Origin of the sequence: Rhodococcus tukisamuensis NBRC 100609 (assembly GCF_001894985.1) — a bacterium.
Taxonomy (GTDB): domain Bacteria; phylum Actinomycetota; class Actinomycetes; order Mycobacteriales; family Mycobacteriaceae; genus Rhodococcus_G; species Rhodococcus_G tukisamuensis.
This window is the reverse complement of record NZ_BCXG01000012.1, coordinates 71,217-97,534: the sequence shown is the minus strand read 5'-3', so window position 1 is coordinate 97,534 and position 26,318 is coordinate 71,217. Positions and strand designations below refer to the sequence as shown.

At 71.1% G+C, this 26,318-nt stretch carries 28 protein-coding genes and 1 riboswitch; of the genes, 8 read left to right on the top strand and 20 right to left on the bottom strand.

Annotated elements, in window-relative coordinates:
- Positions 1-126 precede the first annotated feature (126 nt).
- The 7 genes from RT2_RS14565 to ftsH form a co-directional block, all read right to left on the bottom strand.
- Complete coding sequence (locus tag RT2_RS14565) at positions 127-1,149, bottom strand: DUF6779 domain-containing protein (protein ID WP_217635568.1); 1,023 nt, start codon at positions 1,147-1,149, stop codon at positions 127-129.
- Between the two features lie 68 nt (positions 1,150-1,217).
- Positions 1,218-1,688, bottom strand: coding sequence for a DUF3180 domain-containing protein (locus RT2_RS14560; protein ID WP_072845496.1), 471 nt, complete (start codon positions 1,686-1,688; stop codon positions 1,218-1,220).
- Entirely contained in the window at positions 1,685-2,191 is a 507-nt protein-coding gene (gene folK, locus RT2_RS14555) for a 2-amino-4-hydroxy-6-hydroxymethyldihydropteridine diphosphokinase (protein ID WP_072845495.1), read from the bottom strand. Before folK ends, RT2_RS14560 begins: the two co-directional genes overlap by 4 nt.
- Entirely contained in the window at positions 2,188-2,580 is a 393-nt protein-coding gene (gene folB / locus RT2_RS14550; RefSeq protein ID WP_072845494.1) for a dihydroneopterin aldolase, read from the bottom strand. The genes folK and folB overlap by 4 nt, the downstream gene beginning before the upstream one ends.
- Positions 2,573-3,388 (bottom strand): dihydropteroate synthase, encoded by an 816-nt coding sequence (gene folP, locus RT2_RS14545; protein WP_072845557.1) that lies wholly within the window; start codon positions 3,386-3,388, stop codon positions 2,573-2,575. The genes folB and folP overlap by 8 nt, the downstream gene beginning before the upstream one ends.
- Positions 3,389-3,420: 32 nt before the next feature.
- A complete protein-coding gene (folE, locus tag RT2_RS14540; protein ID WP_083577387.1) occupies positions 3,421-4,071 on the bottom strand; it encodes a GTP cyclohydrolase I FolE in 651 nt (216 codons plus the stop codon).
- Between the two features lie 86 nt (positions 4,072-4,157).
- A complete protein-coding gene (ftsH, locus tag RT2_RS14535; protein ID WP_072845493.1) occupies positions 4,158-6,593 on the bottom strand; it encodes an ATP-dependent zinc metalloprotease FtsH in 2,436 nt (811 codons plus the stop codon).
- 246 nt (positions 6,594-6,839) lie between these two features.
- On the opposite strand from ftsH, the gene RT2_RS14530 reads away from it, so the two are divergent.
- Positions 6,840-7,472 (top strand): maleylpyruvate isomerase family mycothiol-dependent enzyme, encoded by a 633-nt coding sequence (locus tag RT2_RS14530; protein ID WP_072845492.1) that lies wholly within the window; start codon positions 6,840-6,842, stop codon positions 7,470-7,472.
- A 72-nt stretch (positions 7,473-7,544) separates the two neighbouring features.
- Entirely contained in the window at positions 7,545-9,593 is a 2,049-nt protein-coding gene (locus RT2_RS14525; RefSeq protein ID WP_083577386.1) for a serine/threonine-protein kinase, read from the top strand.
- Positions 9,594-9,631: 38 nt separating this feature from the next.
- Here RT2_RS14525 and RT2_RS14520 read toward each other — a convergent pair whose 3' ends face one another.
- Genes RT2_RS14520 through dacB form a run of 5 tightly spaced genes read right to left on the bottom strand, consistent with a single transcriptional unit; the run spans position 9,632 to position 15,043 of the window.
- On the bottom strand, positions 9,632-10,969 hold the full coding sequence (locus RT2_RS14520) for an amidase (protein ID WP_072845491.1): 1,338 nt from the start codon (positions 10,967-10,969) through the stop codon (positions 9,632-9,634).
- A 13-nt stretch (positions 10,970-10,982) separates the two neighbouring features.
- On the bottom strand, positions 10,983-11,537 hold the full coding sequence (hpt, locus tag RT2_RS14515) for a hypoxanthine phosphoribosyltransferase (RefSeq protein WP_072845490.1): 555 nt from the start codon (positions 11,535-11,537) through the stop codon (positions 10,983-10,985).
- Between the two features lie 4 nt (positions 11,538-11,541).
- Positions 11,542-12,579 carry a tRNA lysidine(34) synthetase TilS gene (gene tilS, locus RT2_RS14510; RefSeq protein WP_072845489.1) on the bottom strand — a complete coding sequence of 346 codons (1,038 nt, stop codon included), beginning with the start codon at positions 12,577-12,579 and terminating at the stop codon, positions 11,542-11,544.
- On the bottom strand, positions 12,576-13,643 hold the full coding sequence (locus tag RT2_RS14505) for an Rv3626c family coenzyme F420 biosynthesis-associated protein (protein ID WP_072845554.1): 1,068 nt from the start codon (positions 13,641-13,643) through the stop codon (positions 12,576-12,578). The genes tilS and RT2_RS14505 overlap by 4 nt, the downstream gene beginning before the upstream one ends.
- 11 nt (positions 13,644-13,654) lie before the next feature.
- A complete protein-coding gene (gene dacB / locus RT2_RS14500) occupies positions 13,655-15,043 on the bottom strand; it encodes a D-alanyl-D-alanine carboxypeptidase/D-alanyl-D-alanine endopeptidase (RefSeq protein ID WP_072845553.1) in 1,389 nt (462 codons plus the stop codon).
- A gap of 154 nt (positions 15,044-15,197) precedes the next feature.
- Here dacB and RT2_RS14495 point away from each other — a divergent pair, with 154 nt between their 5' ends.
- Positions 15,198-15,689, top strand: a complete 492-nt coding sequence (locus RT2_RS14495; protein ID WP_072845488.1) for an inorganic diphosphatase — start codon at positions 15,198-15,200, stop codon at positions 15,687-15,689.
- A gap of 185 nt (positions 15,690-15,874) precedes the next feature.
- Complete coding sequence (gene lexA / locus RT2_RS14490) at positions 15,875-16,528, top strand: transcriptional repressor LexA (protein WP_072845487.1); 654 nt, start codon at positions 15,875-15,877, stop codon at positions 16,526-16,528.
- A gap of 46 nt (positions 16,529-16,574) precedes the next feature.
- On the opposite strand, the gene RT2_RS14485 is transcribed toward lexA, so the two are convergent.
- From RT2_RS14485 to RT2_RS14470, 4 genes are all read right to left on the bottom strand, one after another.
- Entirely contained in the window at positions 16,575-17,081 is a 507-nt protein-coding gene (locus RT2_RS14485) for a DUF2004 domain-containing protein (RefSeq protein WP_083577385.1), read from the bottom strand.
- A 36-nt stretch (positions 17,082-17,117) separates the two neighbouring features.
- Positions 17,118-18,827 carry an MDR family MFS transporter gene (locus tag RT2_RS14480; RefSeq protein ID WP_072845485.1) on the bottom strand — a complete coding sequence of 570 codons (1,710 nt, stop codon included), beginning with the start codon at positions 18,825-18,827 and terminating at the stop codon, positions 17,118-17,120.
- Positions 18,824-19,342: a MarR family winged helix-turn-helix transcriptional regulator gene (locus RT2_RS14475; protein WP_072845484.1), complete on the bottom strand. Its 519-nt coding sequence runs from the start codon at positions 19,340-19,342 to the stop codon at positions 18,824-18,826. The genes RT2_RS14480 and RT2_RS14475 overlap by 4 nt, the downstream gene beginning before the upstream one ends.
- Before the next feature lie 196 nt (positions 19,343-19,538).
- Positions 19,539-20,366, bottom strand: coding sequence for a crotonase/enoyl-CoA hydratase family protein (locus RT2_RS14470; RefSeq protein ID WP_072845483.1), 828 nt, complete (start codon positions 20,364-20,366; stop codon positions 19,539-19,541).
- 192 nt (positions 20,367-20,558) lie between these two features.
- On the opposite strand from RT2_RS14470, the gene RT2_RS14465 reads away from it, so the two are divergent.
- On the top strand, positions 20,559-21,071 hold the full coding sequence (locus RT2_RS14465) for a 2-oxo-4-hydroxy-4-carboxy-5-ureidoimidazoline decarboxylase (RefSeq protein WP_245709110.1): 513 nt from the start codon (positions 20,559-20,561) through the stop codon (positions 21,069-21,071).
- A 9-nt stretch (positions 21,072-21,080) separates the two neighbouring features.
- Here RT2_RS14465 and RT2_RS14460 read toward each other — a convergent pair whose 3' ends face one another.
- Positions 21,081-21,650 (bottom strand): TetR/AcrR family transcriptional regulator, encoded by a 570-nt coding sequence (locus tag RT2_RS14460; RefSeq protein WP_072845552.1) that lies wholly within the window; start codon positions 21,648-21,650, stop codon positions 21,081-21,083.
- A gap of 283 nt (positions 21,651-21,933) precedes the next feature.
- Between RT2_RS14460 and RT2_RS14455 the strand changes: the two genes are divergently transcribed.
- From RT2_RS14455 to RT2_RS14445, 3 genes are read left to right on the top strand one after another with little or no spacing between them, the layout of a single operon-like run.
- Positions 21,934-22,899: an ABC transporter permease gene (locus tag RT2_RS14455; protein WP_072845550.1), complete on the top strand. Its 966-nt coding sequence runs from the start codon at positions 21,934-21,936 to the stop codon at positions 22,897-22,899.
- 56 nt (positions 22,900-22,955) lie between these two features.
- Positions 22,956-23,429 (top strand): YbaK/EbsC family protein, encoded by a 474-nt coding sequence (locus tag RT2_RS14450; RefSeq protein WP_072845482.1) that lies wholly within the window; start codon positions 22,956-22,958, stop codon positions 23,427-23,429.
- 43 nt (positions 23,430-23,472) lie between these two features.
- Positions 23,473-23,940 carry a flavin reductase family protein gene (locus tag RT2_RS14445; protein WP_083577391.1) on the top strand — a complete coding sequence of 156 codons (468 nt, stop codon included), beginning with the start codon at positions 23,473-23,475 and terminating at the stop codon, positions 23,938-23,940.
- An 18-nt stretch (positions 23,941-23,958) separates the two neighbouring features.
- On the opposite strand, the gene RT2_RS14440 is transcribed toward RT2_RS14445, so the two are convergent.
- From RT2_RS14440 to RT2_RS14435, 3 genes are read right to left on the bottom strand one after another with little or no spacing between them, the layout of a single operon-like run.
- Positions 23,959-24,588, bottom strand: coding sequence for a hypothetical protein (locus RT2_RS14440; RefSeq protein ID WP_072845480.1), 630 nt, complete (start codon positions 24,586-24,588; stop codon positions 23,959-23,961).
- Positions 24,589-24,633: 45 nt separating this feature from the next.
- The gene (locus RT2_RS26845; RefSeq protein ID WP_371851169.1) at positions 24,634-24,735 is read right to left on the bottom strand and encodes a putative leader peptide; all 102 of its coding nucleotides are present in this window, start codon (positions 24,733-24,735) and stop codon (positions 24,634-24,636) included.
- 9 nt (positions 24,736-24,744) lie between these two features.
- The gene (locus RT2_RS14435) at positions 24,745-26,037 is read right to left on the bottom strand and encodes an aminotransferase class V-fold PLP-dependent enzyme (protein ID WP_083577384.1); all 1,293 of its coding nucleotides are present in this window, start codon (positions 26,035-26,037) and stop codon (positions 24,745-24,747) included.
- A gap of 100 nt (positions 26,038-26,137) precedes the next feature.
- Positions 26,138-26,253, bottom strand: a riboswitch (SAM riboswitch).
- Between the last annotated feature and the right edge of the window lie 65 nt (positions 26,254-26,318).

Below are 26,318 nucleotides of genomic sequence, written 5' to 3'. Positions count from 1 at the left end.
CGCAGGGCGGGTACCGGACGTTCACAGCGAGGATAGCCGCCGGTCGGTGACGGACGCCACGGTGCGGGGCAGTGATATAGGTCGCTTCGCGGGCTCCGCTCCCGGGATACAGGTCGCTTCGCGGGCTCAGTCGCGGCGGCGGCGACCCGGGCGCGGCTCGTCGGCGGCGTCCGCGGTCTTCATGTTCGCCATGATCTCGGCGACGGTGAGCCCACCCGTGGAGTGCGCGCCGGGCTCGGGATCAGGCTCGGGCTCTGCCCGCCGACGCGACCGGCGGCCGGTGATCGCCGACGGCTCGAGCTCGGGCTCCGGCTCCCGCTCCGGCGTTGACTCAGCCGGCTCGGGCACCGGCTTCGCCACTGGGGTCGGCGCGGGCGTCACGACCGGCTCGGGCTTCGCGGCGGCGGTGGGCGTGGCCGGGCGCGGCTGCTCGGGCGCGGCCGGCTGCTCCTCCGGCACCAACGCCACCTCGGCGGTGACCGGCTCGTCGAACGGCGTGGCGAAGGTCTGGCCCCGGCCGGACCCGGCGTACGCAGGGTCGGGAGTGAAGGTCGGGGTGACGGTGGTCCCGGGGTACTCCGGATCGGGCTCGAGGGTCCGGCGGTAGCCCGTCGCCTGCTGCGGCTGCTGCGGCTGCTGCTGGTGGGGCTGGGACGAGGCCGGGGTGCCAACACCACTGCCGAGCTCACGCATCCGTCGAGCCTCGGCGGTGAGCGCAGTGCGGTCGGCGGGCATCTTCCCCTCGAAGAGGATCTCGAGATTGCCGCGCAGCGCCGCCAGTTCCGCGCGCAGCGCCGCGATCTCCGAGGTGTCCAGGACCGCCTCGCCGCGCACCCTCGCCTCGACACCCAGCTCGTACTCACGCCGGGCGCTGATCTCGCGCTCGAGCTGCAACTCGTAGACCTTCTGCAGATCCCGGACCTTCGCCTTGTCCGCGGCCGACTCCCGGCGGTACTTCGTCATCGCGATCGCACCGAGCGTCGCGGCCCAAAGCGCGATGACCAGGCCAACTCTCAGCAACTGCACGCTGTTGCTGAAGATCAGGAACAGACTGGCAACCACCGCCAGCGCCACCAGAGCGGCCACGATCATCTGGCTCGTGCTGCGTTTGTTCCGCCGGAGCGACGTCGCGCGACCAGTAACCGTCATGCAGCCGAGGATAGCCGCCCCGGCCGACGCTCTCACATCGTGAGAGTCGACCGCCCTCGGCGGCCCGGTCAGACGGCCGGCTCGTCCGGCGGTTCGTCCGGGGTCCGACAGCAGTGCTCGAGCCACAGCGCGGCCGCCACCAGGACCGCTCCGGCCACCAGACCCACCACGACCCCCGTCGTGTCGCTCGCCGCGGCGTCGACAGTGGAGCGCTGCGGCAGCAGGTACAGCAACAGTCCCAGCCACACGCCGGCGCTGCCCGCACCCACCAGCGCGGACGCCTTCGCCAGCGCGACCGCACGGGCGGCGGCGATCGGGTGCAACTGACGCGGCCCCGGGCCGACGCGGTGGTTGTTGACGCGGGACCGGATCACCAGCGCCAGCACCACCTCGATCGCCGCGACCGGGTACAGCGAGGCGCCCGCGAAGACCGGGACCGGGGGCAGCGAACCGTAGAACGCACCGGCCAGCAACCAGGTGGCAATCGCGGCGAACAGGGCCAACGCCAGCAGGTCCCGAACTCGGGTGGCGCTCGTCATCTCGGCGCCAACCGGAGGTCGGTCCGGCGTACGCCGTCGCGCTCGGCCGGGTCCAGCCGCTCCAGCAGCGCCCGCGCCGACGTCACGACGCCGTCCACCACCAGCGCCGCATCGGGATCCACCTCGAGCCACGGGGCCAGCACGAACGCCCGCTCGTGGGCACGCGGGTGCGGCAGGGTCAGCTCCGGGTCGGAACTGACCACGCCGTCGCAGTCCACGACGTCCACGTCCAGGCTGCGCGGTCCCCAGCGCTGCTCGCGCACGCGGTCCGCCTCCGCCTCCAGTCGACGGCCCAGTCGCAGCCAGCCCCAGCAGTCCAGCTCGGGGTCCTGGGCGATCACCGTCGCATTGAGGAAGTTCTGCTGCTCGACCCCACCCCACGGCGCGGTCGCGTAGACGCTCGACACCGCGACCGCCCGCTCGCCGAGGGCATCGACCACCGACTGCAGGTGCGCCAACGGGTCTCCCATGTTGGACCCGATCGACAGCACCGCCCGGCTCATCCCTGCAGCCCCCCTCGACCGCCCGCGCCCTTGCGGGAGCGTCGGGCGACCACGGCCACGTCCGCGAAGGTCAGCGGGATCGGCGCCGACGGCTTGTGCACGGTGACCTCGACCGCGCTCACCCGGTCGTCGCGCAGCACCGCCTCGGCAATCTCGGCCGCGACCGTCTCGATGAGGTCGCGCGGCGGTCCCGCGACGATGGCGGCGGCGGTCTCCGCCAACTCGCCGTAGTTCAGGGTGTCGGCGAGATCGTCCGAAGCTGCGGCCGGCGCCAGGTCCAGCCACACCGTGATGTCGATGTAGAAGTCCTGCCCGTCCCGCTTCTCGTGCTCGAAAACCCCGTGATTGCCGCGAATCTTCAACCCGCGCAGTTCAATTCGATCAGACATCGGCCACCCCCTCCGCCGCGGCCCAGGCCTGGGCCACCGCAATCGCGTCGCGGGAACCCCGCACGTCGTGAACCCGCACGCCCCAGGCGCCGCCGCGCGCCGCCAGCGCCGAGACCACCGCCGTGGCCACCTCCCGGCCCGCCGGTGGACGGTCGCCGTCGGCGTCCGCGAGCAGCGAGCCGAGGAACCGCTTGCGCGAGGCGCCGATCAGCACCGGGAAACCGAGCGCGTTGAGCCGCGGCAGCGCCCCGAGCAGCGCCCAGTTGTGCTCAGCGGTCTTCGCGAAACCGAGTCCGGGGTCGAGGAGCAGCCGGGACGGGTCCACTCCGGCGCGCACCGCGGCGTCGACCGCGACGAGCAGTTCCGTGGCGACCTCCTCGACCACGTCGCCGTAGTGCTCGACACCGCCTGCGTGGACGTACTCCCCCGCCGACCGCCAGTGCATGAGAATCCACGGCAGCCCGGCGTCCGCCACCACCGAGGCCATCGCGGGGTCCGCGCGTCCACCGGAGACGTCGTTGACCACGCCGGCGCCCGCCTCGATGGCGGCGTGGGCGACCGAGGCGCGCATCGTGTCGACGCTGACCGGGATGCCCTCCGCGGCGAGCGCCGCGATCACCGGCGCGACACGTTCCGCCTCTACCGCCGCGTCGACCCGCTGTGCGCCGGGGCGTGTCGACTCGCCGCCGACGTCGACGATGTCCACGCCGAGACGGCGCAGTTCAAGACCGTGCTCGACGGCCGCGTCGAGGTCCAGGAACCGGCCGCCGTCCGAGAAGGAGTCCCGGGTGACGTTCAGCACGCCCATCACCACGCAGCGGCCCGGTGTCGGCAGCACGGTCACTTGCGCAGGATCAGGTCCAAGGCCTCGGAGCGCGAGGCGGCACTGGACTGGAGCAGGCCGCGTACGGCCGAGGTGGTGGTGCTGGCGCCGGGCTTGCGGATGCCCCGCATCGCCATGCACAGGTGCTCGGCCTCGACCACGACGATGACGCCGCGCGGATCGAGCTTGCGCATCATCGCGTCCGCGATCTGACTTGTCAGCCGCTCCTGCACCTGCGGACGCTTCGCGTACAGGTCCACGAGGCGGGCCAGCTTCGACAGGCCCGTCACGCGGCCGGTGGTGCCGGGGATGTAGCCGACGTGCGCGACTCCGTGGAACGAGACCAGGTGGTGCTCGCACGTCGAGTACATCGGGATGTCACGGACCAGCACCAGTTCCTGGTGACCCTCGTCGAAGGTCGTGTTGAGCACCGAGTCCGGATCCGTGTACAGGCCGGCGAAGACCTCCCGGTACGCCCGCGCCACCCGTGACGGGGTGTCGAGCAGCCCCGGCCGATCGGGGTCCTCACCGACCGCCAGGAGCAGCTCTCGTACCGCCGCCTCTGCACGCGGCTGGTCGAACACCCGCCCCGACGCCAACGCCGTCAGCTCGTGCGACTCGTTGCTTCCCCCATGGGAATTCGCACCACCGAGTTGATTGACCGACACCCGACCGCACCTCCACCTCTCGGACCGATGTCCACCGTTAGCGTCCCTGAGACACAGACCAGTGGAACAGCCTAGTGCTCCGGGACCTACTGCTGCCCGTTCGGGCCTTCCCAGCGCTCGGTCGCCGTGTCCTTGGTACCGGACTTGGGTTGCGGCTCCGGGCGCGGCTGGGTCTCCAACGGCGGCTGCGGCGGCGGGTTCCACTGCGGGTATCCCTGCTGGGGATACTGGCCCTGGGGGTACTCGCCCTGCGAGTAGCCGCCCTGCGGGTACTCACCCTGCGGCGGGTACTGCTGGGCCTGACCGCCCTGCGGGTACTGGCCGTACGGGTACTCCGCCGGACGCGCGTGCTGCCCCTCGTTCGGGTCACGCGGCGGCCAGCCGGGCGCCGACCAGCCGGCGGGCGCGCCGTAGTCCGGCACCGAACCCTGCGGCTGCGGCCGGTTCGGATCCCCGAACGCCTGGAAGCCGCCGTTGTTCGTGGCCGGCACCGGGTATCCGTTCTGCGGCGCAGGCGCGGTCGCCGGAACCGCGGCCGGAGCCGAGGTCCGCTTGCTGAACGTGGGCTGACGCGCGGGCTCGTCCGGCAACGGCTCGCCGCGCTCGATCGCCAGCTCTCGCGGCGTCTTCACCGGCGGCTTGTCCGACGGGGTCCGGCCACCGAAGTCGTTGAACGCGGTGATCCGGGGACGCTTCTCGACGCTGGTGAAGATCTGCTCGAGATCCTTGCGCGTCAGGGTCTCCCGCTCGAGCAGTTCGGTCGCGAGGATGTCGAGCACGTCGCGGTACTCGTTCAGGATCGACCACGCCTCGGTGTGCGCGGCCTCGATGAGGTTGCGCACCTCCTCGTCGATCTCGCGGGCCACCTCGTGCGAGTACTCCGAGCTCACGCCCATCGAGCGGCCGAGGAACGGGTCTCCCTGCTCCTGCCCGTAGCGGACCGCGCCGAGCTTGGCGCTCATGCCGTACTCGGTCACCATCGCCCGGGCGATCTTGGTGGCCTGGTCGATGTCCGAGGAGGCGCCGGTGGTCGGCTCGTGGAAGACGAGTTCCTCCGCGGCGCGCCCGCCCATCGCCATCACCAGCCGGGCGATCATCTCCGAGCGGGTCATCAGACCCTTGTCGTCCTCGGGGACGGTCATCGCGTGGCCACCGGTACGACCGCGGGCCAGGATCGTGACCTTGTAGATCGGCTCGATGTCCGGCATCGCCCACGCGGCCAGGGTGTGCCCGCCCTCGTGGTAGGCGGTGATCTTCTTCTCGTGTTCGCTGATGATCCGGCTCTTGCGGCGCGGGCCGCCGATCACGCGGTCGACCGACTCCTCGAGTGCGGCCTCCGTGATCACGGTGCCGTTCTCGCGGGCGGTGAGCAACGCGGCCTCGTTGATGACGTTCGCGAGGTCCGCGCCGGACATGCCGACGGTCCGCTTGGCCAGGCCCTCGAGGTCGGCGTGCTGGTCCAGCGGCTTGCCCTGCGAGTGCACCTTGAGGATCGCGCGGCGGCCGGCCAGGTCCGGGTTGCCGACGGGGATCTGGCGGTCGAACCGGCCCGGACGCAGCAGCGCCGGGTCCAAGATGTCGGGGCGGTTGGTCGCGGCGATCAGGATGATGCCGGTGCGGTCACCGAAGCCGTCCATCTCGACGAGCAACTGGTTGAGGGTCTGCTCACGCTCGTCGTGACCGCCGCCGAGGCCGGCGCCGCGCTGGCGGCCGACCGCGTCGATCTCGTCGACGAAGATGATGCAGGGGCTGTTCTGCTTGGCCTGCTCGAACAGGTCGCGCACGCGGGAGGCGCCGACACCGACGAACATCTCGACGAAGTCCGAACCGGAGATGGTGAAGAACGGCACCCCGGCCTCGCCTGCGACGGCCCTGGCCAGCAGCGTCTTACCGGTGCCGGGCGGGCCGTAGAGCAGCACGCCCTTCGGGATCTTCGCGCCGAGTGCCTGGTACCGCGCCGGGTTCTGCAGGAAGTCCTTGATCTCGTACAGCTCTTCGACGGCCTCGTCCGCGCCCGCGACGTCCGCGAACGTCGTCTTGGGCATGTCCTTGGAGAGCTGCTTGGCCTTCGACTTGCCGAAGCCCATCACGCCGCCCTTGCCACCGCCCTGCATGCGGCCCATCACGAAGACGAACAGGCCCAGCAGGATCACCATCGGCAGCACGAACAGCAGGAGCGAGGTGAGCCAACTCTCCTGGCTCACCTTCGTGTCGTACTTCTCCATCCCGGCCTTCTGGACCTCGGTGAAGATCTGCTCGGACGCGGCGCTCGGGTACTTGGCGATGATCTGGGTGGCGTCGCTGGTCGCCTCGTTGCCCTTCTTCAGGGTCAACCGGACCTGTTGTTCACGGTCGTCGATCTGCGCGTCGGTGACGTTCTTGCCCTGGAGCTGGGCAATCGCGACCGAGGTGTCGACGTTGGTGTACCCGCGGGTGTCATTGCCGAAGTAGCTGAACGCATAGATGATCAGCAGGATGGCGGCGACGATCCCCAGGTTTCGAAACACAGTCTTGCGGTTCATACAGGTTCAGCCGCTGCGGGCCTGTTCCTTTCCAGTTCCGGTCGAGCCTTCCAGCTTCGGGCAAGCGTGGTACGCCGGGTTCCGGCTGCAAACCGGACAATCAAGGTTACCGCGAGAACCTCGGGCAATGCCCGGTAGCACTCTCGGCACGGGCCGGCATCGGCACCGGTCCCGAACAGTAGAACGAGCGGGACACCGCGATGGTTCCACAGCTCGCACCCGGCGGTGCGCAGTTACGCTCCCGGCATGACGATGGCGCACGACGAGGCCCTGACCGAGCTCGACGAGTCGCAGCGGCGGGTGGAGTCGACCCTCGCCTCACTCACCGACGCACAGGCCCGGGCGGCGTCGCTGCTGCCCGGCTGGACCCGCGGGCACCTCGTCTCACACCTGGCCCGGAACGCGGACGCACTTAACCGGTTCGCGGCGGGCGTGCTCGACGGCACCCCACGCGAGATGTACCCCGGCGGCCGCGAGGCCCGCGCGGCCGCCATCGAGGAGGGCGCCGACCGGCCCGTGGCCCTGCTCGCCGCGGATTTCCGCTTCGCTGGTCGACGGCTGCTCGACTCCCTGCGCGGAATCGGCCCGGAACTGCTCGACACCCCGGTGAACTGGCGCAAGCCCGTCACCGCCCGGGACATCCCGCTGCTGCGCTGGCACGAGCTCGAGATCCATCACCTCGACCTCGGTCTCGGCTACTCATGCCGGGACTGGCCGGTGTCGTTCGTCGAGTCGACGCTCGAGTCGCAGCTGCCCGAACTCGCCGTCGCCGCCCCCGACGTGACACCGCCGGACCTGCCGCGGGCCGAGTTGCTGGCCTGGCTGATCGGCCGGCCGACCCGGGACGGCCTGCCCGAGCTTCCCGCCTGGCCGTTCTGACGGCGATACGCTTAGCTCCGTGCACTTCGGACGATGTCCACGGAGCGGGCGTCAGGATCGGCGGGCGGGGCCATGACGGACCGTCCGACCCGACCACCGCCCGAGGCGACGGTCGCGGCGAACCCGTCGCCAGAGCGCGATGCGCCCGAGCGGACGGCACTGGAACCTCCCGGACCGCCGACCACCGCATTCGAAGCCACTGCCCTCGAAAGCACGGCCCTCGAAAGCACGGCGGCCGAGACCACCGCACTCGAAGCCACCGCGCCCGGCGGCCGCACCCGGACGTCGCTGGCCGCCACCCGTCCGGACGCCGGCCCCCCCACCCTCGACGACCTGGACTCCGGCCAGCACGTCGACGACTTCGACCTGCTGATGGCGCTGGGCCGCGGCGCGTTCGCCCGGGTGTTCCTGGCCCGCCAACGCTCCATGCAGCGGATGGTCGCGGTGAAGATCTCCCGCGACCACGGCACCGAGCCGCAGACCCTCGCCCAGCTCGACCACGACTACATCGTCCGGGTCTTCGACCAACGGGTGGCGCAGGACCTCGAGCTGAAGCTGCTGTACATGCAGTACATACCCGGCGGCACCCTGCTCGGCGTGCTCCGCCGGGTCCGTGACACCCCGGCAGCCGCCCGCAGCGGGCAGCTGCTGCTCGACGAGATCGACGCCGTGCTCGACGCGAAAGGCGGGCTCCGACCCACCGACTCGAGCGTCCGGGACGAGATCTCCCGGCTGTCCTGGCCGGAGACCGTCGCGTGGCTGGGCAGGCGGCTGGCCGACGCGCTCGACTACGCCGGGCGACACGGTGTGCTGCACCGCGACATCAAGCCCGCCAACGTCCTACTCACTGCCGAGGGCGCGCCCAAGCTCGCGGACTTCAACATCAGCTTCAGCGAGCAGGTTTCCGGGGCGAGCCCGGTGGCCTACTTCGGCGGCTCGCTCGCCTACATGTCGCCCGAGCAGTTGCGTGCCTGCCAGCCGTCGTCCGCGACCACGGCGGCCGACCTCGACACTCGCAGCGACCTGTACGCGCTCGGCGTCATGCTGTGGGAGCTGCTCACCGGCCGTCGCCCGTTCACGGACGACGCGGCCACCGACACCGACCTGGACCGGATGCTCGCGACGCGCACGCGCGGCGTAGCACTCACCGCGCTCGACCAGCTGCCCCCGGACTGTCCTGCGACCCTGCGCCGGGTGCTGCTCACCTGCCTGGAGCCGGACCCCGCCCGCCGATGGCCGACCGGCGCCGAACTCGCCCAGCAGCTCGAACTCTGCCTGGACGCGCATGCCCGCGACCTCGTCGACCCACCGCCGGGCAGCGGACGGATCCGGATGCGGCGCTGGGCAATCCCGATCCTGGTGCTGGCCATCGCGGTGCCCAATGCGGCGGCGGGGCTGTACAACTACCACCACAACAAGTCGCTGATCATCAACACGCTCTCCCCTGACGTGCAGCAGAGCTTCGAGCAGATCCAGACCGTCATCAACGCGATCACGTTTCCGCTCGGGGCGATCCTGCTGCTGTACATGTGCCGCTACCCCCTCACGGTGCCCCGGGGTCTGCGCCGGGGCCGGACCTACGACGCGCGGACCCTCGCCCGGGCACGTACCGACACGCTGCTGCTCGGGGACCGGGTGGTGCTGGTGGTGTTCGGGCTGTGGTCCGTCGCGGGCCTCGCCTACCCGATCGCGCTGCAGCTCGGGGCGGGCGGCATCCCGTCCCACGTGTATGTGCACTTCATCGCCTCGCTGGCGGTGTGCGGGGCGATCGCGGTTGCCTACCCGTTCTTCTTCGTGACGTTCTACGCGGTCCGATGTCTCTACCCGGTGCTGCTGCCGTTGGGCATCACCAGCAGCGACGACGCACGCAAGCTCCGCGGCCTGGACCGGCGCAGCACCCGCTACCTGGCGGTCGCAGCCTCGGTGCCGCTGGTCGCGGTCGCCGGGGTGACCTTCCTCTCGCCCGAGCAGATTCCCCAGGTGATCGACGCGGTCCGGTTCCTGTGCGTCGGCGCGATCTTCGCGTTCCTGGCCGCCTACTGGCTGTTCCGGATGCTCGAACAGGACCTGCGCGCGCTCGAGCGGGTGGTCTCGCACGATTCCGCGGACCGACCCGCGTAGTCACCGCGTCCAGTCACACCGACGCGACCCGCCGGCAGTCACACCGACGCGACCCGCGTCCAGGGCCGCAGTTGCTCGAACTGCGCGGCGACGGCCAGGATCCGTGCCTCGCCCCCGGGCGGCGCGGCGATCTGCACCCCGAGCGGCGTGCCCGACTCCGGGTGGATGCCTACCGGGACACTGGCCGCGGGCCAGCCGACCAGGTTCCACAACGACGGGAACGGCGCGTACCGGATGTTGGCCACCACGTTCGACAGCCAGGACTTCTCGCTCCACCGCAACGCCGGGATCGGCGCGGCCGCGAGGGTCGGGGTGATCACCACGTCGTGCTCGGTGAAGTAACTCTCGAGCGCCGACACCAGTCGATCCACCGGGCCCGCGGTGACCCGGCCCGCCAACACCCGGCCGAGCGCCGCGTGCCGTCGGGTCCGCGGCTGCAACAGCGCGGGGTCCAGCGACTTCGCGTCCGCCGCGGTGCCCGCGGTCCAGCGCGCAAACAGCGGCAGCGGGTTCACCGGATACGGCAACCGCGCGGTCGCAACGTGGTGACCGGCCCCGCCGAGCACCGCGGCGGCGCCCTCGGCCGCGGCCCGCCAGTGCGGGTCCACCCGCATCACCCGCAGCGGCGAGGCCACCGACACCCCGATCCTCAGGGCGCCGGGGTCGGCGATCTCCGCGAGTTCGGGCCGCCCGGCCATCACCGAGAGCAACAGCGCCGCGTCCTCGACCGTGGTCGTCAGTGGGCCGTTCTCCGACATGCCGAACCAGGAGTTCACGCCCAGCTCGGCGGGCACCAGCCCGCGTCCGGGCTTGATTCCGAACAGCCCGCAGTCCGCGGCCGGGATACGGATCGAGCCCATGCCGTCGTTGCCGTGCGCAACCGGCACCATGCCCGCGGCAACGGCCGCGGCCGACCCGCCGGACGAGCCGCCAGGCGTCCGCTCCGGGTTCCACGGGTTCCGGGTGATCGCGTCGGGGGTGTCGGTGGCGCCCCACACGCACAGTTCGGGGACGGCGGTGATGCCGACGACCACCGCGCCCGCGGCCCGCAGCCGCGCCACCACGACGTGATCCTCGGTCTTGGGAACCCTCGAGGTGGCCGCGGAGCCGTCGCCCTCCGGGTGACCGGTGACCGCGACGTTGTCCTTGACGGCGATCGGTACGCCCGCCAGCGGCAGCGACGCGAGATCGGCGCGGCCGGCCAGCGCGGCCGCCTCGGCACGGGCCTGCTCGGCGCGCACGGTGACGAAGGCCCGGAACCGCGGGTCGCGGGCGGCGATCCGGCCCAGCGCGTCGTCGACGGCGTCGAGCGGGGTGAGCTCACCGGCCCGCACGCGGGCGGCGATGGACGCGGCGGTGAAGTCCGGGCCCGTCATCGCGGGTGGGTCCTCAGCCGCCGTAGACGGTGGGCTCGAGGGTGCCGATGTAGGGCAGGTCGCGGTAGCGCTCGGCGTAGTCGAGGCCGTAGCCGACGACGAACTCGTTGGGGATGTCGAAGCCCACGTTGGCGACCGGGACGTCGGCCTTGACCGCGTCGGGCTTGCGCAGCAGCGTGACCACCTCGAGCGAGGCCGGGTTGCGGGTCGACAGGTTGCGCATCAGCCAGGACAGCGTCAGTCCGGAGTCGATGATGTCCTCGACGATCAGCACGTTCCGGCCGGCGATGTCCTTGTCGAGGTCCTTGAGGATCCGCACCACGCCCGAGGAGGAGGTTGACGAGCCGTAGGAGCTCACCGCCATGAACTCCATCTGGGTGGGGATCGGCAGGGCCCGGGCCAGGTCGGTCATGAAGAAGACGGCGCCCTTGAGCACGCCCACCAAGAGCAGGTCACCCTCCGGCGCGTCGACCGGGTAGCGCTCCGCGATGATCGCGGCCAGCTCGGCCGTCTTCTCGCGGATCTCTTCCTCGGAAATCAAGACCGATGCGATGTCGCCTTCGTACACGGCGCTAACCCCTTTGTTGGTCGCTGATTTGTTGGTCGCTGACGAGCCCGACCGACAGCCTGCCACGTCGCCGCGAGAGCACCAACCTCGCGCCCGGTCGACCGCCGCCGACTGCCACCCCGCCCTGCCCGCGCCAGTGCCCGACCAGGTCGTCGGCCGTCCGCAGCTGCCGGTCCGTCAGGGCCCGCGCACCCTGCCCGAGCAGCCAGGCCCGCAGCGCCCGGCGTCGCACCGCGGGATGCGCATCGGCGAGGGCTTCGACGTCGAGCACCCTGGTCCCGTCGTCGACCCGTTCGGCCGACGCCAGCAGTTCCGCCGCGAGCCCGTCGAGCACTTCACCGTCCTCGCGTAGCTGGTCGGCGGTGCGTGCCAGGGCGGGCGCGACACCGCCGCCGAGAATCTGCTCGAGCAGCGGCAGCGCCTCGGAGCGCAGCCGGACCCGGGTGAACTCGGGGCTCGAATTGTGGGGGTCCTGATAGGGCTGCAGACCCAGCTCGACGCAGGCGCGGGCGGTCACGGCGCGACGCACCCGCAGCAGCGGCCGCCCCCACGGCGGGTCGTCGGCGCGCATACCGGCCAGCGAGCGCGGACCGGACCCGCGGGAGAGACCGAGCAGCACCGTCTCCGCCTGGTCGTCGAGGGTGTGCCCGAGCAGTACGGGGCGGGCGCCACGCGCGTCGTCGAGTGCCTCGTAGCGCGCCCGCCGCGCGGCCGCCTCCAGGCCGCCCGCGCCCTGCACCCGCACCGCCAGCACCCGGGCCGACGCGCAGCCCAACGCCAGAGCGCGCTCGGCTGCCCGCGCGGCCACCTCGCCGGAGCCGTCCTGCAGCCGGTGGTCGACGACGAGCGCATGCACCGGCCCCGCCTCCGCGACGGCGGCCGCGGTCAGCGCCAGCGAGTCGCCACCGCCGGAGAGCCCGACCGCGACGCCGGCGTCGCCGCCGTACTCGTCCCGCCAGCGGCGGACCGCGTGCCGCACCTCGAGCAGCGCCGGGCCTTCGGGCAGGCGGCCACCCGGTTCCGCGGGCTCCGCCCGGCTCATCCCAGCACCCGGGCGATCCACTTCTCGTGGTCGTCGATCTCGTCGACCCGGGGCAGCGTGTCGGGCCCGGTCCAGACGGCGTTGAACTCGCTCATCCCGACCCGGCCGACGACGGCGTCGACGAAGGCCTTGCCGCGCACGTACTGCGCCATCTTCGCGTCCATCCCGAGCAGCGCCCGGACCAGCCGCTGCAGCGGGTTGCTCTGCCGCGCCCGGCGCTTGTCGAAGGCGTCCCGGATCTGCGCCACCGTTGGGACCACCGCCGGCCCGACCGCGTCCATCACGTGGTCGGCGTGCCCCTCGAGCAGGGTGCCGAGAATCAGCAGCCGGTCCAATGCCACGCGCTGCGACTCCGACTGGGTCGCGCGCAGCAGCCCGAGCAGGCCGCGTTCCTCGGGCGCCTGCTCGACGCCGCCGCGACGCCTGCGCAGTTCCTCGACGAGCCGGCCGATCAGGTCGGCGATCGGTTCGTCGCCCGCGGCCCCCAGGGTCGCGACGCTCTCGCGCATGTAGTCCGCGATCCACGGCGCGGACGAGAACTGCACCCGGTGGGTGACCTCGTGCAGGCACACCCACAGCCGGAAGTCGCTCGGCACCACCCGCAGCGTGCGCTCGACGGACACCACGTTCGGCGCCACCAGCAGCAGTGTGCCGTGCTCGCCGGTGAACGGGTCGTACTGGCCGAGGATCGCCGAGGACAGGAACGCCAGCATTGCTCCCGCCTGCAGCCCGGCCGGCCGGCCGGCGAGCAGTCCCCCGCCGGTGGTCGGCCGGTCGGCGTCACCCGTGAGATTGGCCATCGAGTCGGCGGCGGCCCGGATCCAGCCGGCGCGGTCCACCACCCGGGCCTGCGGCACGGGCAGCCCGTCGGCGAGCCCGGTGACCTCCCGGACCGGTCCCTCGGCGCGCACCGACGCCTCCGACAGTTCCGCGACGACGGCCTCCGCGGAGTACCGGCTGGTGCGTGGGCCTGGTCGGGACAGCCGAACCCCGGCCCATGCTGCGACATCCCAGTCGACCGCCCCGGCGAGCCCACCGGGCGCATCCGAACCGTCCTGGGTCATCGGCAGCAACGTCACTGACACCCACAAGAGCGCAGCGTCGAGGCGAGCGCGTCGAGGGCCGGGCGGCTGACCTGCGGCGGACGGTCGTTGGACATCAGCGAGAAGGTGAGCACCCGGTTGCCGACGTCGGTGACGTACCCGGCGAGCGCGCTCGCGGCCGACAGCGTGCCGGTCTTGGCGCGCACCCAGCCGGCGCCGTTGCGGTCGCCGGAGGCGTACCGGTCCGAGAGGGTGCCAGTGGCACCGGCGACGGGCAGGTAGTCCAGCAGCGGCCGCAGCTTCGGGGCGGAGTCGCCTGCCGCCGCAGTCAGCGCGCGGTCCAGCAACCGGGCCGGGATCCGATCGTCGACGGACAGCCCGCTCGCGTCGTGCAGGGTCAGCCCGCCGACGTCGAATCCGCCGGCGACGAGGGTCTGGGAGATGGCGGCGACCGCTCCGCCGAACGACGGCTCCATGCCCGCCTTCATCGCGATCTCGCGGCCGACGGCCTCGGCGAGCACGTTGTCCGAGTGCCCCATCATCTGTCCGAGCCGGTCCCGCAGCGGCGCCGATTCCACCGACGCGAGCGGGGCGGCGCCGGACGGTGCGGTACCGACGGTGACGGCGGCCGGGTCGGCGCCCAGCGCGGCGGCCAGCAGCCGACCGGTGTCGAGGGCGGGGGTGGCGCTGCGCGGGGACTCGTCCTCGAGCGGGCGCAGGCGTCCGCCGTCCAGCATCACCGGCTCCATCGGCGCGATGTAGCCGGCGCCGACGTCGGCGGGGAACCAGCCCTGCGCCAGCGCCGGGCCCGCGTAGGCGCCGTTGTCGACGACGACGCTGTCCACCACCACGCCGGAGTTGCGGACCTGGGCGGCCAGGTCGTCGAGGCGGGCGGCACCCGGGTAGAAGCCGGGCTGGCCGGCCGGTTGGGCGGTCATCGTCGGGTCACCGCCGCCGACCAGCACGATCTGGCCCGGCGTCTCGCCGCGCACCACCCGGGTGGCGACGCGGTGCTCGGGGCCGAGCGCGAGCAGCGCCGCGGTCGCGGTGAGCACCTTGGTGGTCGACGCCGGGACCATGGGGGCGTCGGGGCCCTGGCTCCAGAGCACCGCCCCTGTCGCGGCGTCGGAGACCACCCCGGTGAACGTCCCGAGATCCGGGTTGGCCAGACCGGGGGCCAGCGCGGCGGCCAGCCCGGCCGGCGTCGGCATCGGTGCGTCGTCGGGCACCGGGGCGACCTGTGGCGTCGGCAGCACCGGCGGCGGCGCCGGGTTGGTCGCGGTGGTCGTCGCGTCCGCCGAAAGACCGAGGTCGGGGCGGGTGACGGCGAGCACTGTGCCCGTGGCGCCGAGCGCCGCGACCAGCACCGCGATCAGCAGAATCCGAACCCGTTTGCGCCGTTGCGCGGCCAGGGACCCCATCTTGCGGTCCTTCGCGCCTGCCTTCGCCAACACCCCTCCGATTTCGTCGTGGTCCGCCCCCGCGGCACTCCACTGGTCGTTCCGTTGTTCCACAGTATCGTCGACCGGTTACCCTGACCCGGCATCATCCACCGAGACAAAGCGAGGAAGCGGCGTGGAGTTCGACGTCACCATCGAGATCCCCAAGGGTCAGCGCAACAAGTACGAGGTCGACCACGAGACCGGCCGTGTGAAGCTGGACCGCTACCTCTACACCGCGATGGGATACCCCGCCGACTACGGCTTCATCGAGAACACCCTCGGTGAGGACGGCGACCCGCTCGACGCGATGGTCCTGCTCCCCGAGTCGGTCTTCCCCGGCGTCATCGTCGAGGCCCGCCCGGTCGCCATGTTCAAGATGGTCGACGAGGCCGGCGGAGACGACAAGGTGCTGTGCGTGCCGGCCGGCGACACCCGCTGGGACCACATCCAGGACCTGAGCGACATCTCGCAGTTCGAGCTGGACGCGATCAAGCACTTCTTCGTCCACTACAAGGACCTCGAGCCCAACAAGCACGTCACCGGCGCCGACTGGGTCGGGCGCGCCGAGGCGGAGGCCGAGATCGAGGCCTCGTTCAAGCGTCTGAAGGACAACGGCGGCCACTGAGCCGCTTCGTCTGAAGTCAACGTGTGGGGTTTCGTCCGGCAGCCGGGCGGAACCCCACACTTGTTTTCACGCCGAGGGGCACCGAACCCGGACGTGACTGGGCCGCAGTGCATTCCGCCCTGTCGCCCGACCCCGGCGCGGAGGGGGCATGCCGACTGTCGCTGGCCACCACTACCATTCGCCGAGTGACCGGATACGACGACCTCGACCACCTCGACACCTCGACACTGCCGCCCCGCCAGCAGCAGATTCTCGCCACGATCCTGGACTGGGTGGTCGCGCACGGGTATCCGCCGAACACCCGGCAGATCGGGGACGTGGTTGGCCTACGGTCGTCGTCGTCGGTGTCGAGACACCTGAAGAGCCTGGAGGAGAAGGGCTTTCTGCGGCGGGGCGAGGGGATGTCACGGCCGGTCGACGTGCGCCCGTTCCTGCGGGCCTCCGAGCCACGGCAGTCGGGCGGGAACTCGGTGGCCGTGCCCGTGGTCGGCGACATCGCCGCCGGCAGCCCCATCCTCGCCGAGGAGCACGCCGGGGACGTGATGACCCTGCCGCGCGAGCTGGTCGGGTCCGGCACCGTGTTCGGACTGCGCGTGCGCGGCGATTCGATGGTCGACGCCTCGATCTGCGACGGGGACATCGTGGTGGTACGCCAGCAGCACGAGGCACATTCGGGCGAGATCGTCGCCGCGATGATCGACGGCGAGGCCACGGTGAAGGTGTTCCGACGCCGGAGCGGGCATGTCTACCTCGAGCCGCGCAACCCCGCCTACGACGTCATCGACGGCGACGAGGCCGTGGTGCTGGGCAAGGTGGTCTCGGTGATGCGGCGCGTCTGAGGGCGTGTCTCCCGACCTGGTTGTGCGTTGACGCGAGTTCGATCCCTCAGCTTTCCCACGAGATCCTCGTCGCGTGTCGGTCCGAATCGAAGCGAACGACCAGGAGCTGGTCGGAAACATCCGGCGACAGCGTGAAATCGATCCAGCTCTCCAGGCCACCACCTTCACCCACCGACAAGACAAATGCCTTCGGGTCCAAGAGAGCCACCAGCGCTTCCGCCGTGGCGCGCTGATTTCGATACTCCTCGTGCACTTTTCGGACTTCCGGAAGGTCGAGCTCGTCCGAATGAAACTCCACGAACTGGGCGACCTGCGTCCCGGTGCCGAGATCTTCCACAAGGAGCTTCCTCGCCTTGCCCACCAACTCGGGGAACGCGTCGATGAGGCCACCCGTCTCACCCAGAAGCTTGCCGTTCTGAGAAACGCCCTCGAAGATGCCCAGCCACACAGGCACAGCACCGTTCGGAGTTCGAATGGTGACCGCGTCGGCAAATCCGGAATCAGTGTCCAACGACAGCGGACCCACCAACTCCGAGTGAATTGTCACCTGCATCCGACAATCATGCCCTGCCCGACGAAAAGGCACACCCTAGTCCGCCGACGCCTCCTGCTCCCGCTGCGCCGCCGCCGACGCCGCGAGGCCGCCGCCGACCCGCAGCGGCACCTCCTTCCAGAACAGCACCAGCACCAGGCCCAGCAGCGCGATCGCGGTGACAGCCAGGAACACCGTCGACATCGAGTCCGCGAAGCCGACCTTGAACGGCTCCGCCAGCTCCGGGCTGAGCTGCTGGACGATCGAGCTGTCCCTGAGCACCGCGCCCGCCGCCGACACGTCGTGGTTGACCAGCCCCGTCGCCAGCGCGACGTCGGCCGGGTTGGAGCTGTGCAGGCCCGCGACCACGGCCTGCTGGTAGGCGGGGTCCTGGGCCGCCGTGCGCAACTGGTCGGAGATGTTCGGCGTCAGCTGCGCGAACAGGATGGACAGGAAGACCGCGACGCCGAGGGTGCCGCCGATCTGCCGGAAGAACGTCGCCGCGGCGGTGGAGACACCCATGTCCTGTGGGGGCAGCGCGTTCTGGATCGCGAGCGTCAGCGGCTGCATCAGATTGCCGAGGCCGAATCCGGTGATGAACATGAAGCACATGACGATGGCCAGCGAGGTGTCCGCCTCGACGTAGTGCATGAGGAAGACGCCGAGCGTGAGCAGCACCGCTCCGACCACCGGGAAGACCCGGTATCGCCCGGTCTTCGCGATCAGCTGCCCGGACATGATGGAGGCCGACATCATGCCGACCACCATCGGCAGCATCTGGATTCCCGCCATCGTGGGGCTGGCGCCGCGGACCACCTGCAGGTACTGCGGGATCAGCGAGATGCCGCCGAACATGGCCGCGCCCACCACCACCGAGATGACCACGCCCATCGCAAAAGTCGAGTTCCGGAACATGCGCAGCGGGATCAGCGCCGCGTCGCGCATCCGCTTCTCGACGAACACGAAGGCGATCACCCCGACCCCGCCGATCACGTAGCAGGAAACCGAACGGGTGCTGCTCCAACCCCATTCACGCCCCTGCTCGGCAACCACCAGCAGCGGGACGATGCCGACCGCCAGAACCAGCGCGCCCCAGAAGTCGATCCGCACGTCGGGCCGGCGGACCTTGGGCAGGTTCAGCACCTTGAACACCACCGCGAACGCGACGATGCCGATGGGCACGTTCACCAGGAAAACCCAACGCCAGCCGTCGATTCCGAGGATGGTGTCCTGACCGCTGAGCAGGCCGCCGAGCACCGGACCGAGCACGCTCGAGGTACCGAACACGGCGAGGAAGTAGCCCTGGTACTTGGCACGCTCACGGGGGCCGACGATGTCCCCGAGAATGGCCAGCGCCAGGGACATCAGGCCGCCGGCACCGAGACCCTGGAAGGCGCGGAAGGCGGCGAGCATGTACATCGACTGGGCCAGCGTGCACAGCAGCGAACCCAGCACGAAGATGATGATCGCGGCCATGAAGAACGGTTTGCGGCCGTACATGTCGGACAACTTGCCGTACAGCGGGGTCGCCAGGGTCGCGGTGATCAGGTACGCCGTGGTGACCCAGGCCTGCAGCGCGTAGCCGTCGAGGTCGTCGGCGATGGTGCGGATCGAGGTGGAGACGATGGTCTGGTCCAGCGCGGCGAGGAACATGCCGAGCATCAGGCCGCTGAGGATCGTCAGGATCTGGCGGTGGGTGAAGACTCCGGTCGTCTCGGATCCGGGCGCGATGTCGGCGACCTCGGACGAGGTGTCGCGGGTGGTCATCGGCCGCTCCGTACGCCCGTGGCCCCGCCGAGTTGTTCCGTCGGCTTCGCCAGGCCGGCCACGAACACCGGCCTCATACGTTCGTAGTCCGAGACGAACCGGTCCATCAGCCGGGCGAAGTCACGCAGGTCGTCGACGGGCCAGTCCTCGAGCAGTCGGCCGAGACGCTCGTTGCGGTCCGCGCGGATCCGGCCGGCGGCAGCGCGCCCGGCGTCGGTGACCGCGAGGACGCTCGCGCGCCCGTCCGTCGGGTCGGGCTGACGTTCCACGAGCCCTCGGCCCACCAACTGGGCCACCTGCCTGCTCACCGTCGACGGGTCGGTGTACATCACGTCCGCCAGCGCACCGGAGCGCATGGGTCCGTCGCTGAGCAGCCGGAACAGGCAGGCATAGGCCGCCGGGTCGATCCCGACGGAGGCCTTGGCATGGGCGATCGTGCGGTCCCGTACGCGCGAGAGCCGGACCAGGTAGTTGCCGATCTCGTCAGCGAGGGGATCGAGTTCTTCCGGCGTCATCGGACCTTCTTGCTTGCGGCATTCAAGTAGCGGGAAGTTGCAAGTATGTTCCCGGCCGCGGCGGCCGTGCAAGTGTCGGGAATCCGATTACCCGGCCTTGAACAGCGCTCTGCCGGTGGCCGCGACGACCACCGGCAGAGGTGAGAGCCGCACCGGCCCTTCGGTTCACGCGGGACCTCAGGTCACCGAACCGAAATCACCGACCCTTGAACTCCGGGGTGCGCTTCTGGAACACCGCGGCCATCGCCTCGCCGATGTCCTCGGACGCGAGGAAGGCCGCATTCCACACCGCGACGTACCGCAGGCTGTCGTCGACGGCGGCCGAGCGGCCGTGGTCCAGGACGTCCTTGATGCCGTGCACCACCAGCGGCGGGTTCGCGGCGATCTCGGCGGCGGTCGCGTGCGCGGCGGCGAGGACCGCACCCGCGTCCGCGTACACGTCGTTGACGAGGCCGATCTTCTCGGCCCGCGCCGCGTCGATGTCCTTGCCGGTCAGCGCCAGCTCACGCAGGTGGCCGTCGCCGATGATCGCGGGCAGCCGGGCGAGGGTGCCCATGTCGGCGACGATCGCGACCTTGACCTCGCGAATGCTGAACTTCGCATCCGCGCTCGCGTAGCGGATGTCGGCGGCAGTCACGAGATCGAGGGCGCCACCGATGCACCAGCCCTGGATGGCCGCGACGACCGGCTTGCGGCAGTCCGCCACGGCGTTGATCGAGCGCTGCATGTTCTTGATGTCCTCGTGGAAGGCGGTGCGCGGGGCCGCCTGCGCCTTGTCGCCGAGCACCGGGGCCATCATCGGTGCCATTGCCGCGAGGTCGAGGCCGAAGGAGAAGTGCTTGCCCGCTCCGGCGAGGACCACCGCCCGCACCTCGGGATCGGCGTCCAGCTCGGCGAAGATCAACGGCAGCTCGCGCCAGAAGTCGGGACCCTGCGCATTGCCCTTGCCCGGGCCGATCAGCGTCACCTGCGCGACGTGATCCTTGCGTTCGACGGTGAAGGCGTTCCAGGTCTGTTCGGTCATTACTCGAGAGTAACAACCCGGATCTCGCATGTTAAGGCTGCGAAAAATCGGGTCCGGAACCTTTCCAACGGCTTCCCCGTACACAAGCATGGGTTTCGCGAGCACCACGCCTCCCGGCGAGTCGGCACGGGGCACAGGTGGCGAGCCTCGCGAACGACCCTCCGGATCAAGGCGGTGAAGGTGCACATGTTGATGCATCAGGGAATCGGCCTCGACCGCTTCAACGCGCTGCCGCGAGGGCGCGCGGTGCACGCCTTGTTCGAGTGCTGCTGCTCGCTCGCCTGGTCCGGGCACCTGGCCGACGGCCGACCCTACCGCTCGTATGCCGACCTGCTCACCCGGGCCGACTCGGAGTTGTTCGCGCTGTCCGACGCCGACCTCGACCACGCCCTGGACTGCCACCCCGGGGTGGCCCGGCGCGTCCACACCACCGCGTCGAGCCTCGAGCAGTGCGCGGTGTGGGCGCCCGACGAGGCGACAATGGCCGCGGTGGTGGCCGCGAGCGGCCGCTACGAGAGCCGCTTCGGCTACCCCTACCTGTGGTGCGCCGCGGGCCGCGACGCCACGGCCCTGCTCGACGACCTCACCGTGCGGCTGTCCAACTCCCCCGAGGCCGAACGCAAGACCATGGCCGGCGAACTGGCGAAGATCAACCGGATCCGGATCGAACGGATGCTGGGACCGGAGGGCGGGTACGGGTACTGACCCGGCGCGTCAGCCTCGCCGCAGGGCGTTGGCGAACAGCCCGGAGACCGCGGCCTGCACCGCAGCGCGATCCACCTGCTCCGGATCCACGGCGTGCTCGAGCATCAGCCCGGAGATCAGCGCCATCAGCGTGATCGCGGTGTTGCGGGCATCGACCCGCTCGGCCACCCCCCACTCGGCCGCACGCTCGGCGATCAGTTCCTCGATCTGACCCCGCAGCCGGCGGCGTTCGTGCAGGTAGGCCTCGGCGAGCTGGGGCTCACGGCCCGCCTGGACCCCGAACTCGAGCACCAGCAGGGCCCAACCGGGATCGCCGACCAGCCACGAACTGATCGTCTCGCCGCCCCGGCCCGCGGCATCGGTGGCGCTGAGCCCGGCGATCTCGGCCAGCACCCGGCCCGCGAGTTCGAGGGAGCGCTCGGCGAACAGCTCCGCGAAGAGATCCTGCTTGGACTCGAAGTTGGAGTACACCGCGCCCTTGGTGAAGCCGGCCCGGTGCGCGATCTCCGCGAGCCGGGCGGCCACGAATCCGCGCTCGGCGAACTCGTCCGCCGCCGCGTCGAGCAGCCGTCGACGCACCACGTCTCGGCCCGGACGCGTCGCCGGACCCGACGGTGACGCAGCCCTCTCTTGACTCACCTCGTTCACGATACTTACGGTATTCAATACCGAGAGTATCGGCAAGCAGCACGTGACAGCGAGGAAGCACCGCATGACGAGCACCGACACCGGGACCCCGCCCACCGGGACCCTGCCCATCAGCCACGCCGCCACCAGCCCCGCGGGCACCGGCGACGCGGACACGGGCGCCGAGCGGCACCGGTCGACCAGTCCGACCGACCGCTACAGCACCCGGCAGATCATGGTCGCGCTGGTCGTCGGGGTCCTGCTGCTGCAGATCGGCTTCATCACCAGCTACGTCGCGGCCTTTCACCAGCCGACACCGCACGACATCCCGATCGCCGTGGTCGCCGAGGCCGGGCTCCCCGAGGGCATGGACCAGCAGGTCGCCGACCGGCTCAACGCGATCGACTCGCGTCCCGTCGAGGCCCGCGTCGCCGCGAACACCTACGAGGTCCGCAATCTCATCGACGACCGCGAGATCATGGGCGCCTACGTGGTCAGCCCCACCGGCACCGACACGCTGATCACGGCCAGCGGCGCGGGCAGCTCCGCCGCCACCGCGCTCGAGAGCGTCTTCACCAAGGTCGACGCCGCCGAGCACCGCGCCTTCGTGGTCCGGGACGAGGTGCCGGTCGGCTTGCACGACAACCGCGGGCTCTCGGGCTTCTACCTGTCCATCGGCTGGGTGGTCGGCGGCTACCTGCTGGCGGCCGCGATCGGGCTGCTCATCGGCGCTCCCCGGACGCGGCGCGAGGCCTGGGTCCACACCGCCGTGATGGCCGGGTACGCGTTGGTCTCGGGGTTCCTCGGCGCCTTCGTCACCACGAACGTACTGGGCACCTTCAGCGGGCACCTGCTGCCGCTGGCCCTGCTCGGGACCGGCGTCGTGTTCGCCACCGGCATGTTCACCATGGGCCTGCGCGCGGTCGTCGGCATCCTCGCGGTGCCACTGGCGATCCTGATCTTCGTGGTGCTCGGCAACCCCAGCGCCGGCGGCGCCTTCGGGTCCAACGTGCTGCCCAGCTTCTACGCGGCGATCGGGCGCTGGATCACCCCGGGGGCAGGCACCGAGGGCGTGCGCAGCATCGTCTACTTCGCGGGCACCGGGGTGGGCCAGCCCGCCCTCACCCTCGCGATCTACGCGGTGGCCGGCACCGCCGCGCTGGTCGGCATGACCGTCTGGCGCACCCGCGGAAGGCGCTGACACGCCGCTGCGCCGACAAGGGATGTGGCGGGTCCGTTTTCGCCCTACCCTGAATCATGGCCAGGTACCTGCACCCGAATGCGGCCCACGTGGCGAAGACCCTCATCGCGCGCGGCCACCACGGCGTGATCGTCACCCAGGACGAGCCCACGCGCACCGCGCAGGACGCGGCGGCGGCGCTCGGCGTGCCGGTGGGCGCGATAGCGAAGTCACTGGTGTTCCTTCTCGACGACGAGCCGGTGCTGCTGATCGTCGCCGGCGACCACCAGGTGGACGTCGAGCGCACCGGCAAGCTGCTCGAGGGGACGCTGACCCGGGCACCCGCCAGCGCGGTGCGCCAGCTCACGGGCCAGCCACTCGGCGGCGTCGCACCGGTCGGGCACCCGACCAACCTGCCCACCTACGTCGACACCGCGCTGGACCGCTACGCGGAGGTGTGGGTGGCGGCCGGCACCCCGGACACAGTGTTCCGGACGACGTTCCGCGAGCTCACCCGGATCACCGCGGCGCTCACGATCGACATGGAGTGAGCCGGTGACCGACGGCATCACCGGCGAGCAGTACCGGGCCGCGATGCGGCGGCACCCCGCCGGCGTCGTCATCGTCACCCTCGACGCCGGCTCGGGTCCGGTGGGGTTCACCGCGACGTCGTTCGCGTCGCTGTCTCTCGACCCGCCGCTGGTGTCGTTCAACATCGCGGACACCTCGTCGAGCATCGACGCCCTGCGCGGGGCGGGCTCGCTGGTCATCCACCTGCTCGGCGAGCACCAGCGGCACCTCGCGCAGCGGTTCTCCCGCAGCGCGGAGGAGCGGTTCCGCGACGTGTCGCTGTGGAACCGCCTCGAGTCCGGCGAACCGGTGCTGCACGGGACCCCGATCTGGTTGCGCACCACCGTCCACCAGCTGATCCCCGCCGGCGACCACACCCTGGTGATCGGCCTGGTCACCCGGGTGCACGACGAGGACGACGCAGAGGCCGCCGCGTCGCCGCTGCTCTACCACGACGGCCGTTACCACCGGCCCACGCCGCTCGACGAGTGAGTCGCGTCGAGCGTCGGGTCAGGACGCGAGTGCCCTTGTCCCCGAGGTGAACCCGAAGGGCGCGAGCACCTCGCCCAGGAGGGGCGACGGTCGGGCCAACCCGCGGTCGTGCAGGATCGGCAGCACGTCGTCCACCACCCGGTCGAGCACCCTGGGCAGCACCAGCGGCAGCAGGGTGACACCGTCCGCCACGCCGGCGGCGGCAAGGTCCGCGATCAGTCCGGCGAGACCGGCCGCGGTGCCCACGTAGGAGATGCTGTCGGGCACCCGCGGCGCGCCCGCGTCCAGTTGAGCCAGTTCCCTTCGCGCACTGCGATGATCATCGGCGAGCAGTACTTCCACGTCCAGCAGGACGGTCACCGCGTCCGAGTCCCGGCCCTCGCCGGCCGCCTCGGTTCGGATGCGCTCGCGGCGCTGCTGCGCCTCGCGTAGGTCGTGGGCCCGCACCCGCGCCACGTTGGCCGGCTCGGAGAGCAGGTCCAGAGGCGGTTCGGGCGCCGCCGATTCGGTGAGGTCGACCCAGAAGTCGGTGAGCCCCAACGGGACCCGGAACTCGGTGTGGACCGCGGCAGCCGGGTGGTGACCGGCGCCGGACAACTCCACCGCGACGTGCAGGCGGCGGGTACGGGCAGACGAAAGAACAGACATGGCAGTCCTAGGGTGTGCGTGGGATGAGCAGAGCGAGTGGGGAACTCAGCTCCGACACATGCCCGACGCGGTACGGCACAGATCCACGTGCCGACGGCGCCACCGGGCGTCACGCGCCCTGGTCGTCACTGTCGTCACGGATGCCATGACGCGATGCTACCCGGTCACGCCGTCGCGGCGGGCGGCAACGAACTCACGCACCGCCGCCACCAGTCGGTCCACGTCCGCGGAGTGGCTGCCCAGGCCCAGGCTGGCCCGCACCGCGCCCTCGCGGCGGCCCAGTCGGGCCAGCAGCGGGTGCGCGCAGAACCGGCCGTCCCGGACGCCGATTCCGTGCAGGTCCGCCAGGTATGACGCGACCTCGCGCGGCTCGCAGCCGTCGACGGTGAAGGTGACGATTCCGACGGAATCCGGTGCGTCGGACCAGATTCGAAGCAGCTCCACGCCCTCGACGGCACTCAGACCGTCGACCAGTCGCTCACACAGCGCCCGCTCGTGGGCCTGGGCCTGCTCCGCGTCGAGGCCCGCGAGCGCCTCGCAGGCCGCCGCCAGCGCGGCAACCCCGAGCACGTTGGGGGTACCCGCCTCGTGACGCTGCGGCGCGGCCGCCCACTCGACACTGTCGGAGGAGACGTCGCGGGTGGCGCCGCCGCCGGCCAGGTACGGCTCCGCGGCGTCGAGCCAGTCCGCCCGCCCGACCAGCACACCGGCACCGAAGGGCGCGTACAGCTTGTGGCCGGAGAAGGCGAGGTAGTCGACCCCGAGCGCGACCAGGTCCACGCGGCGGTGCGGCAGCAGCTGGGCCCCGTCGACAAGGATCCGGGCCCCGCACTCGTGGGCGACCTGCGCCAGGCGGGCGATCGGCAGCACCTCACCGGTCACGTTGGACGCCCCGGTGATCGCGAGCAGCGCGGCCGGCTTGGCGCACAGCTCGGCGACGATCCGGCGGATCGTCTCCTCGACGGTGTCCGCAGCTTCCACGACGCGGGCGCCGTTTCGCTTCCAGGGCAAGAGGTTTGCGTGATGCTCGATGTCGAGGACCACGGTGTCGCCGGGCACGCAGCCGGCCAGCAGGTTCAACGAGTCGGTGGTGTTGCGGGTGAAGACCACCACGTCGTCGGATCGCGCACCGACGAACTCGGCGACCACGTCACGGGCGCCCTCGTAGCTGGCGGTGCAGACCTGCGAGGCGTAGCCGGCGCCGCGGTGCACGCTGGCGTAGTACGGCAGCAGGTCCTGGACCCGGGCGGTGACCTGCGCGAGGGCGGGCGCGCTGGCGGCATAGTCGAAGTTGGCGTACGTGCAGGTGCTGCCGTCGGCGAGCGGGACGGACAGTCCGGCGCCGGAGACCTCGGCGAACGGGGCGTCGATCCGCGTGGCGGTGGCTGCACAGGTAGCGGCAGCGGTGTCGGCGGTGTCGGCACAGGTGGGGTCGAGTACGGCAGTCATTGAAGCTTCCCTCTGGTTCAGGGACTCGCGTGCAGCGAAGGCGACGTACCGGCCGGACCGAACGAGTCGGCCGTACCTAGATGTCGCGGGGTGTGCATCGAGTCCGCGCTTGCCGTGTCCGGTATTGGACTACAGCCAGGTCGTCACCCGGGGCACCCCACCGCGGCGGAGGGTTGCCGGCCAGCAAGCCGGGGCTATCTGCTGGCACTCATGACCTGACCAGAGAATTGCAGCCCGTCCGCCGTCCTGTCAACCCCACCCTCGTGACCTCGCCCACCCCA

Excerpts from the sequence above, each read along its gene's own strand:
- RT2_RS14565 (WP_217635568.1), bottom strand. The coding sequence starts at position 1,149 with ATGACGGTTACTGGTCGCGCGACGTCGCTCCGGCGGAACAAACGCAGC.
- RT2_RS14560 (WP_072845496.1), bottom strand. The coding sequence starts at position 1,688 with ATGACGAGCGCCACCCGAGTTCGGGACCTGCTGGCGTTGGCCCTGTTC.
- folK (WP_072845495.1), bottom strand. The coding sequence starts at position 2,191 with ATGAGCCGGGCGGTGCTGTCGATCGGGTCCAACATGGGAGACCCGTTG.
- folB (WP_072845494.1), bottom strand. The coding sequence starts at position 2,580 with ATGTCTGATCGAATTGAACTGCGCGGGTTGAAGATTCGCGGCAATCAC.
- folP (WP_072845557.1), bottom strand. The coding sequence starts at position 3,388 with ATGGGCGTGCTGAACGTCACCCGGGACTCCTTCTCGGACGGCGGCCGG.
- ftsH (WP_072845493.1), bottom strand. The coding sequence starts at position 6,593 with ATGAACCGCAAGACTGTGTTTCGAAACCTGGGGATCGTCGCCGCCATC.
- RT2_RS14530 (WP_072845492.1), top strand. The coding sequence starts at position 6,840 with ATGACGATGGCGCACGACGAGGCCCTGACCGAGCTCGACGAGTCGCAG.
- RT2_RS14525 (WP_083577386.1), top strand. The coding sequence starts at position 7,545 with ATGACGGACCGTCCGACCCGACCACCGCCCGAGGCGACGGTCGCGGCG.
- RT2_RS14520 (WP_072845491.1), bottom strand. The coding sequence starts at position 10,969 with ATGACGGGCCCGGACTTCACCGCCGCGTCCATCGCCGCCCGCGTGCGG.
- tilS (WP_072845489.1), bottom strand. The coding sequence starts at position 12,579 with ATGAGCCGGGCGGAGCCCGCGGAACCGGGTGGCCGCCTGCCCGAAGGC.
- RT2_RS14505 (WP_072845554.1), bottom strand. The coding sequence starts at position 13,643 with ATGACCCAGGACGGTTCGGATGCGCCCGGTGGGCTCGCCGGGGCGGTC.
- dacB (WP_072845553.1), bottom strand. The coding sequence starts at position 15,043 with ATGGGGTCCCTGGCCGCGCAACGGCGCAAACGGGTTCGGATTCTGCTG.
- RT2_RS14485 (WP_083577385.1), bottom strand. The coding sequence starts at position 17,081 with ATGCAGGTGACAATTCACTCGGAGTTGGTGGGTCCGCTGTCGTTGGAC.
- RT2_RS14480 (WP_072845485.1), bottom strand. The coding sequence starts at position 18,827 with ATGACCACCCGCGACACCTCGTCCGAGGTCGCCGACATCGCGCCCGGA.
- RT2_RS14475 (WP_072845484.1), bottom strand. The coding sequence starts at position 19,342 with ATGACGCCGGAAGAACTCGATCCCCTCGCTGACGAGATCGGCAACTAC.
- RT2_RS14470 (WP_072845483.1), bottom strand. The coding sequence starts at position 20,366 with ATGACCGAACAGACCTGGAACGCCTTCACCGTCGAACGCAAGGATCAC.
- RT2_RS14465 (WP_245709110.1), top strand. The coding sequence starts at position 20,559 with ATGCATCAGGGAATCGGCCTCGACCGCTTCAACGCGCTGCCGCGAGGG.
- RT2_RS14455 (WP_072845550.1), top strand. The coding sequence starts at position 21,934 with ATGGTCGCGCTGGTCGTCGGGGTCCTGCTGCTGCAGATCGGCTTCATC.
- RT2_RS14450 (WP_072845482.1), top strand. The coding sequence starts at position 22,956 with ATGGCCAGGTACCTGCACCCGAATGCGGCCCACGTGGCGAAGACCCTC.
- RT2_RS14445 (WP_083577391.1), top strand. The coding sequence starts at position 23,473 with ATGCGGCGGCACCCCGCCGGCGTCGTCATCGTCACCCTCGACGCCGGC.
- RT2_RS14440 (WP_072845480.1), bottom strand. The coding sequence starts at position 24,588 with ATGTCTGTTCTTTCGTCTGCCCGTACCCGCCGCCTGCACGTCGCGGTG.
- RT2_RS26845 (WP_371851169.1), bottom strand. The coding sequence starts at position 24,735 with ATGGCATCCGTGACGACAGTGACGACCAGGGCGCGTGACGCCCGGTGG.
- RT2_RS14435 (WP_083577384.1), bottom strand. The coding sequence starts at position 26,037 with ATGACTGCCGTACTCGACCCCACCTGTGCCGACACCGCCGACACCGCT.